General features: G+C 64.1%; 5 protein-coding genes. 4 read left to right on the plus strand and 1 reads right to left on the minus strand.

Annotated elements, in window-relative coordinates:
- The 4 genes from NTX40_01190 to NTX40_01205 all read left to right on the plus strand — a co-directional run.
- On the plus strand, positions 1-280 hold a 280-nt coding region (locus NTX40_01190; GenBank protein MCX5647704.1), incomplete at its 5' end, for a hypothetical protein.
- Between the two features lie 169 nt (positions 281-449).
- Positions 450-992, plus strand: a complete 543-nt coding sequence (locus tag NTX40_01195; GenBank protein ID MCX5647705.1) for a hypothetical protein — start codon at positions 450-452, stop codon at positions 990-992.
- Positions 993-1,112: 120 nt separating this feature from the next.
- Complete coding sequence (locus NTX40_01200) at positions 1,113-2,252, plus strand: hypothetical protein (GenBank protein ID MCX5647706.1); 1,140 nt, start codon at positions 1,113-1,115, stop codon at positions 2,250-2,252.
- A gap of 183 nt (positions 2,253-2,435) precedes the next feature.
- On the plus strand, positions 2,436-5,228 hold the full coding sequence (locus tag NTX40_01205; protein ID MCX5647707.1) for a GH116 family glycosyl hydrolase: 2,793 nt from the start codon (positions 2,436-2,438) through the stop codon (positions 5,226-5,228).
- A 141-nt stretch (positions 5,229-5,369) separates the two neighbouring features.
- Here NTX40_01205 and NTX40_01210 read toward each other — a convergent pair.
- Positions 5,370-7,383 (minus strand): malectin domain-containing carbohydrate-binding protein (locus tag NTX40_01210; protein ID MCX5647708.1); only part of this gene is annotated, 2,014 nt, incomplete at its 5' end.

Consider the following 7,383-nt stretch of genomic DNA (forward strand, 5'->3'; position numbering starts at 1 on the left):
GATCCTGGAGGCGTTCCTCATTCTGGTGGCCGGCTGCTTCGCCCCCAGCAAACCGTTGGTGGTGATCGGCGACTCGGGCTACTCTTCGGCCCCTGCTCCGAAGGACCGCGAGCGCGTCGAAAAGATGGACAAGGAGGCGCTCCAGAACGAGGTGCTGCGCCTGACGGCGGAGAACGACCGGCTCCGGCAGGAAACCGAGTCGCAGAAGCGCGAGATCAAGACGCTGAAGAATCGCGTCGAAAACCTCGAAGACCAGGTCAAGGACCTGCGGAAACGCTGAGCGCCCGGCGAGCGAAAAGTTCGGCCCAGGCCTCAAGAAGATCGCGCCGGCCCTGCCGAAACAAGCGAGCGCCGACGACAAGCCGTGCATCCCACCCACAGCGAAGTCGTGGCGGCGGACGGACAGGAAAGGGAGACCTATGCACACACTTTCGGCTGGAGATCCGAGAATGTGGACCCACGGAATCGGCCTGCTGGCCGTGGCGGCGGCCCTGGCGGTCGCCGGGTGCCAGGCCGGCAACTGGCGACAGAAACTGTCCGATGAACTGCCCGTCCTGGGCCATCGCAACTGGATCGTGATCGCCGATTCCGCCTACCCGGCCCAAAGCCGGGCCGGCATCGAGACGCTCTACACGGGGGCCGACCAGGCGGCGGTCGTCAAGGCGGTGCTCGCCGCCCTGGACGCCTCGCCTCATGTCCGCCCCGTCGTGCACCTCGATGCCGAACTGCCGCTGGTCTCCGACAAGGACGCCCCCGGCATCGCGGCCTATCGCAAGGAACTGGCGGCCGTGCTGGGCAAGCACCCCGTCAACTCGCTCCCGCACGAAGAGATCATCGCCAAACTGGACAAGGCCGGCGAGGTGTTCCGCGTCCTGATCCTCAAGACCCACATGACCTTGCCATACACCTCGGTGTTCCTGGAACTGAATTGCGGCTACTGGACGGCGGAGGCCGAGCAGCGCTTGCGGGACGCCATCAAGGCCGCCAAGTAGGCGCCCGCGGGCGGCCCCAACGGGGGCGGAAGATTTCTCCGGTTCCAGGACGGCCCTGCCGGCCTGTCGGGCGCGGCATAGGCTGTTGCACGTGCACGAACCCAGAAAGAGAGAACGACCGTGATGCGAATCGCCCTGGGCGTAACGTTGGCACTGCTCGTAGCAGGCTGCGGCCGGCCGCATGCGACCCCGCAGGCAACCGGCACAACCTTCAAGGATGACGTGGCCTTCCTCGAGAAACACGGGGGGGTGGTGGTGCTTTCCGACCCGTCGGGCCTGGCGCAGGTGGCCGTCGTCCCGGCCCTCCAGGGCCGCGTGATGACCAGCACGGCCGAGGGGCCGGAGGGCATGAGTTTCGGCTGGATCAACCGCGACCTGCTGGCCTCGGGCAAGACGCTTGAGCATTTCAACCCGTACGGCGGCGAGGAGCGTTTGTGGCTGGGCCCGGAGGGCGGTCAGTTCTCCATCTACTTCGCCAAGGGCGCGCCGTTCGACCTGGCCCACTGGGTCGTGCCGCCGGCCATCGACACCGAACCGTTCGACGTGACCGGCAAGGGGCCATCGTCGGTCCTCTTCCACCGGCGGTTCCAGGTGACGAACTATTCCGGCACGAAGTTCGACGTGGACATCCGGCGGCAGGTCCGCGTGCTGCCGGCGGCCGAGGCATGGAAACTCCTGGGCGTGGCGCCGGCGCCGGGCGTCCGGATGGTCGCCTACGAGTCCGCCAACACGATCACCAACGCCGGCAAAGAACCGTGGCGCAAGGACACGGGCCTGCTTTCGGTCTGGATCCTGGGCATGTTCAACCCGTCGCCGGCAACGACCATGGTGATCCCCATCTCTGGCGGCGAGCCGGACTCGGAACTGGGCCCGCCCGTCAAGGATGACTACTTCGGCAAGGTGCCGGCCGACCGCCTCGTCGTCAAGAACAACGTGGTGTACTTCAGCGCCGACGGCGCGTGCCGCGCGAAGATCGGCATCAGCCCGAAACGCGTCAAGCCCATCCTGGGCAGTTACGATGCCACGAACCGCGTGCTGACGCTGGTGCAGTTCACCCTGCCGGCCGGCGCCGCGGACTACGTCAACTCCGCGTGGGAGATCCAGAAGAACCCGTACGCCGGCGACGTGGCCAACAGTTACAACGACGGTCCGCCCGCGCCGGGCAAGAAGCCCCTGGGCCCGTTCTACGAACTGGAGTCTTCCTCGCCGGCGGCGGCCCTCGGGCCGGGCCAGTCCCTGGAGCACGTCCCCCGCAAATGACCAAGGGCGGCCGCCCGGTCCCGGCGCGCCTGCCCCGCCTGCCCCGTTGGGGTTGGGGTTGGGCCCGGGATTTGCCGGGCATGCTTGCGCGGCGAGACAGGCGCCATGCCCGCGCATACGGCGGCACGCGAAAGGTCCGCGCACGGCAGGCCGAACCGCTACGCGACAAGGAGGCATAAAATCATGACCGAAGACAACGAGCCTTGCTGCAACAAACCAGGATGTTGCGGGTCAGGGCCGAACCGGCGAGACTTCCTGAGATTCGTGGGCCTCGGCGCCGCTGCCGCCGCCCTCGCGTCGCAGGAGGTCGCTGCCGAGTCGCCCGGCGCCGTGGACTGGGAGAAACTCGTCCCGGCCGACAAGAAACTGTCGCCCGAGTGGGTCAAGTCCCTTTTCGCGCGCGGGAAGCCGGAACGTTGTTCGGGGCAGGAACTGAAGTATATCGGCATGCCGATTGGCGGCATTGCCTGTGGCCAACTTTATGTTGGAGGTGATGGTAAACTCTGGGCCTGGGACATCTTCAACAGGCCGGTTGCGACCAGCAAGTTCGACGAGTACGACGGCGTTCATTACGTCACGAAGCCTGAACCGCACTCGATTGTAGAGCAGGGCTTTGTGTTACAGATCAAGGCGGGCGACAAGATCTGGAAGCGGAATTTGGACAAGACCGGGTTCAAGGATATCACCTTCCGAGGCGAGTACCCAATCGCCACCATAACGTACCGTGATCCTGAACTGCCGGTGGAAGTGGTGCTCGAAGCGTTCAGTCCATTCATTCCGTTCCAGGCGAAAGATTCCGCGATCCCGGCAACCATCATGTCGTTCCAGGTCAAGAATATCAGTCAGAAGCCTCTCGATGTTTCGGTGGCCGGTTGGCTGGAAAACGCCGTACGCCGCTTCACCGGGAACAAGGACTCGCGCTGTCGGGTAAATCAGTGGCAGACGCTGGGCAGGCACAGCCTGATGACCTGTACGTGGAATGACGGACAGGCAGAAAAGGATGCGGAGCGGAAGACGCCGCAACCGGATGTCGTCTCGGAAAAAGCGGTAGGCGATGAGGACTACGATCACGGATCGATGGCGCTGATGCTGTTGGACGGTGCCGCGAATGCGCAGGTGAACCTTGAACTCACGAACAAACCCGCTGCCGACACAATCTTCCCGGAACTGGGGACAATTGCGCCGGGCCATTCCCGATCAGCGGGAGGCAAAGGCACTCCAGTGGCGGCCATGGCGCAATCCCGTATTCTCAAGCCGGGTGAAGAGACTCGATACGAGTATGTGGTGAGTTGGTATTTCCCATCGCTGGCATTCCATGGCCGGCAGCGGGACCTGGCCTTACCGAGAATTGCCAACCTCAATAAGATGAAACGGCATTACGCCGCGCATTATGGCGGAGCGGGCGATGTCTCGGCCGATGTTGCGCGCCGGTTCAAAGAACTTACCGGAGCCACTCGGCTGTGGCGCGACACCTGGTATGAGAGCACACTGCCTTACTGGCTGCTTGACCGCTTGATGATCCCTACAGACTGCCTGGCGACCCAGACTACGGCTTGGTTTGACAATGGCCGATTCTATGGATGGGAAGGAACCTATTGCTGCGGAGGAACCTGCACTCATGTGTGGCAGTACGCCCAGGCCATGGGCAGGCTGTTCCCGGAACTGGAGCGATCTGTTCGGGCACATGTCGATTTCAACCCAAGCGTTGGCCAGCACTCCAACGGGGGCATCCGCGTTCGTGGAGAATCCCAGTGGATTGCTATCGATGGCCACTGCGGCCGTATCCTCTGCATGTATCGGGAATATCTGAACTCAACGGATGACCGATTCCTGAAAGAACTGTGGCCGCAGGTCAGGAAGGCGATCGATTATATGATTCGTCAAGACGGCAATGCAGACGGAATACTGGAGGGGGAACAGCATAATACCCTTGACGCCCCCTGGTACGGCCCCTCTTCCTGGCTTTCGTCGCTGTACATTGCTGCGATGAAGGCCTCCGCAAAAATGGCCGAAACTATGGGCGAGCCGGATTTTGCCCGTACCTGTGCCGCGATTGCAGAGAGGGGCAGAGAGGAGTTGAAGAAGCGGCTATTCAACGGCGAGTATTTCATTCATAAGCCTGATCCTGCCTATCCCAAAGCCAACCGATCTGGAAACGGTTGCGAAATCGACCAGGTGATGGGGCAGAGCTGGGCTTATCAGGTCGGTTTGGGCCGCATCTTGCCGGAAAAGGAAACCCGGCAGGCTTTGCAATCGCTCTGGAAGTATAACTTCACGCCGGATGTAGGCCCCTTTCGCGAACATTTCAAAGATGGACGCTGGTACGCAGTGGCCGGAGAAGGCGGTCTGATCATGTGCACCTTCCCAAAGGGCGATACCGACATTCTCGCGACAGGTGATAAACGGTTCGGGGCCTACTTCAACGAGTGCATGACGGGGTTCGAATACCAGGTTGCATCCCACATGATTTTCGAAGGCACGCCCGATCTTGTGGAAAAGGGCCTTGCCATCATCCGCACCATCCACGATCGCTATGCCCCGTCACGGCGCAACCCGTACAATGAAGTGGAGTGCAGCGACCATTACGCCAGGGCCATGGCTGCATACGGCGCCTTTATCGCCATCACCGGATTCGAGTACCACGGACCGAACGGTCACATCGGATTTGCGCCGAGGCTGACGCCGGAAAATTTCAAAGCGGCGTTCACGGCGGCCGAGGGCTGGGGCACCTTCAGCCAGAAACGTGAAGGGGCCGCGCTGCGGGCCCGCGTGGAACTCAAGAGGGGCCGGCTGCACCTGAAGACCCTGGCCCTGGCGATTCCGGAAAAGGCGCAGCCTAAGCGGGTGAGCGTGAAGATCGGCGGGGCAACGGTCGGCGCGGGGCACGGAGTGGATGATGGCCGGCTGACGATTACGCTGGCCTCCGAGACAGTGATCGCGCCGGACAAGGCGATTGAAGTGCTGGTCACCTGGTGAGGCCCTCACCGCCCGGCTTCATGCCGCCCGGCCCGGCCGCCGCGCACGCGGTGGCAACGGAGCAGAGAACCAGCATCCCTCCCAAGAGGTGACAGCGAACAGTCATGGGCTGCCTCGCTTTCCTGTTTAGTTGCCGCGCCCCTAATTCGTTACGACCACCGTCTGGCAGGTTCCCGGGGCCGTGACGGGCCAGCGGACGGCGTTGCCCTCGGCCGGCGCGGCCTCGACGTAGTACTCGAAGTCCTCGCCGCCGGACGGGGTGATCCTGGCTGAGTATACGCCGCGCGCCACGTGGGCGAGGGGCACCCGCGTGAACTCGCCCTTCCCAAGCGGTCGCACAAACACGCTTGCCGCGCTCGGCGGCTTCTCCGCGAGGATGATGACCCTGAGGTTAAGCGTCTCGCCGGCATCGAGCGACGTGCGGACCGTCGGCACGATCACCCGCACCGGGCCGCGATAGGCCATCTCCAGACCCGGGAGGTTGAGGCGGGGCAGGTTGTGCTGCTGCCAGTTGGCCACGGTGCCCAGTTCGCCGGGCGTCGTGACGGTGGCCAGGAGGTGCCGGTGCAGGTCGGCCAGGGCCTGCTTCATGACAGCCTCGTCTTTCTTGCCCCAAGCACACTTCAGGCGCTCGGCGGCCATCATGTAGCGGAAGTTCGAGAGCCAGTAATCGAAGCGCTCCAGGCTGCCCGCGCCGCGGACCTCGGGCCGGAGTTTCTCCAGGTCCGCCACGAAGGCGTAGGCCTTGAGGACCTCGTCGACGGGCTTGTTGTTCGGCTTGATGCCGCCCGGGCCGTCCACCCACGTGGTGGGTTCGGGGGTGCAGCCATCGACCTTCTCGAAGATGGCGGCGGCCCGGTCGGCCACCTCCGGGCCGAACTGGTGCAGCGCCCAGTCGCGGTAGAAATCGGCGGTCGGGAGGACCCTGTCCTTGGGCGTATCGGGCCCGGCGACCGGCGGGTCGGCAGCATAGTCCTTGTATGCCGGGCCGCCGCAGTTGACCTTCTTCGTGCCGCCGGGACCCTCGACGGCGATCGCGGCGATGCTCGGGAACTCCGTCCCGGGCACGAACTCGATGTCCAGTCCGCCGTCGCGCACCTCCACGTCCTTGAACGTGCAGTCGAGGGCCTTGTTTTGCCCGACCTTGGCGAAGATGTCGAGGTTCTCGATGACTTGCTTATCCTGGATGCGAACGCCGAAGACGCGCTTGCCCGCCTCTTGGTAGTGCGGCTCGCAGAACTGGAGCCGGACCGTGTACTTGCCCGGGGGCAGATTGAAGTGGTAGGCCGACAGGTTGTAGCGCACGGTCTGGTACAGCGCGGGGTCGTCGGTGCCGGCGATCGTGTTCTGGGGAAACGCCGCGACCTGTCCGCCCTCGGGACCTTCCTTGAGGTCGGGCGGCGGCGCGGCGACGGGCTTGTTCCAGCCGCTCTGGTCCCATGCGGCATGGGCGAGGGCCGAGACGTTGGGACCCAAGACGCGCGTCCGCCAGTGGATGCCCAGGAGGCCGGTGCAGCCGTACTTCAGGGCGTCGGCGGCGTCCTTCCTCATGCGGCCGACCCAGAGTTGGACGGAGCAGAGGTTCGGGTCGTCCTCCATCCACGGGATGGCCCACTTCGGCCGGCCTTCGACCCGCGCAAAGCCGGAGTCAACAGGCGTCTTGCCTACCGAGCGGTTGATGCAACTGAAGGGCATGTCCTTCGGCAGGAACGTGTCGAACTTCGCCCGGTCGTCCTGCGGCCCCAGGACCCAGCCGCACGTGGCCAGCGTGAACGGGGCGCCCACCTTCTTTGCGGCGGCGATGGCGGCGGTGAAATCGTCGAGCGTGGCCTGGAGTTGCGCGGGCGTGTTACCACCCCACGTCCACGACTCGGGCGTCCAGAACCAGTAATAATCAAGCGGATAGGCCTGCATGATGCGGCGGAAGATGCCCTCGTATACCTCCTGCACGACGGCCTTGTCTTTGGGGTCCTTGCCGAGGGCCTTCAGGCGATCCTGCACATCCTTGGGAATGACCAGGGGCGTCTCGGTGCCCACGCAAGTCTTGATACCTAACTGATGCGCATAGGCGAACGCCTCGCGCAGCAGGCTGCCCGTGCGCTCGAAGACTTGCGCGCAACCCTCCGGCGTCTTGGGTTGCGGGCACAGGCCATCC

It is taken from the genome of Planctomycetota bacterium (assembly GCA_026387035.1).
Lineage (GTDB): Bacteria > Planctomycetota > Phycisphaerae > FEN-1346 > FEN-1346 > JAPLMM01.

Excerpts from the sequence above, each read along its gene's own strand:
- NTX40_01205 (MCX5647707.1), top strand. The coding sequence starts at position 2,436 with ATGACCGAAGACAACGAGCCTTGCTGCAACAAACCAGGATGTTGCGGG.
- NTX40_01195 (MCX5647705.1), top strand. The coding sequence starts at position 450 with ATGTGGACCCACGGAATCGGCCTGCTGGCCGTGGCGGCGGCCCTGGCG.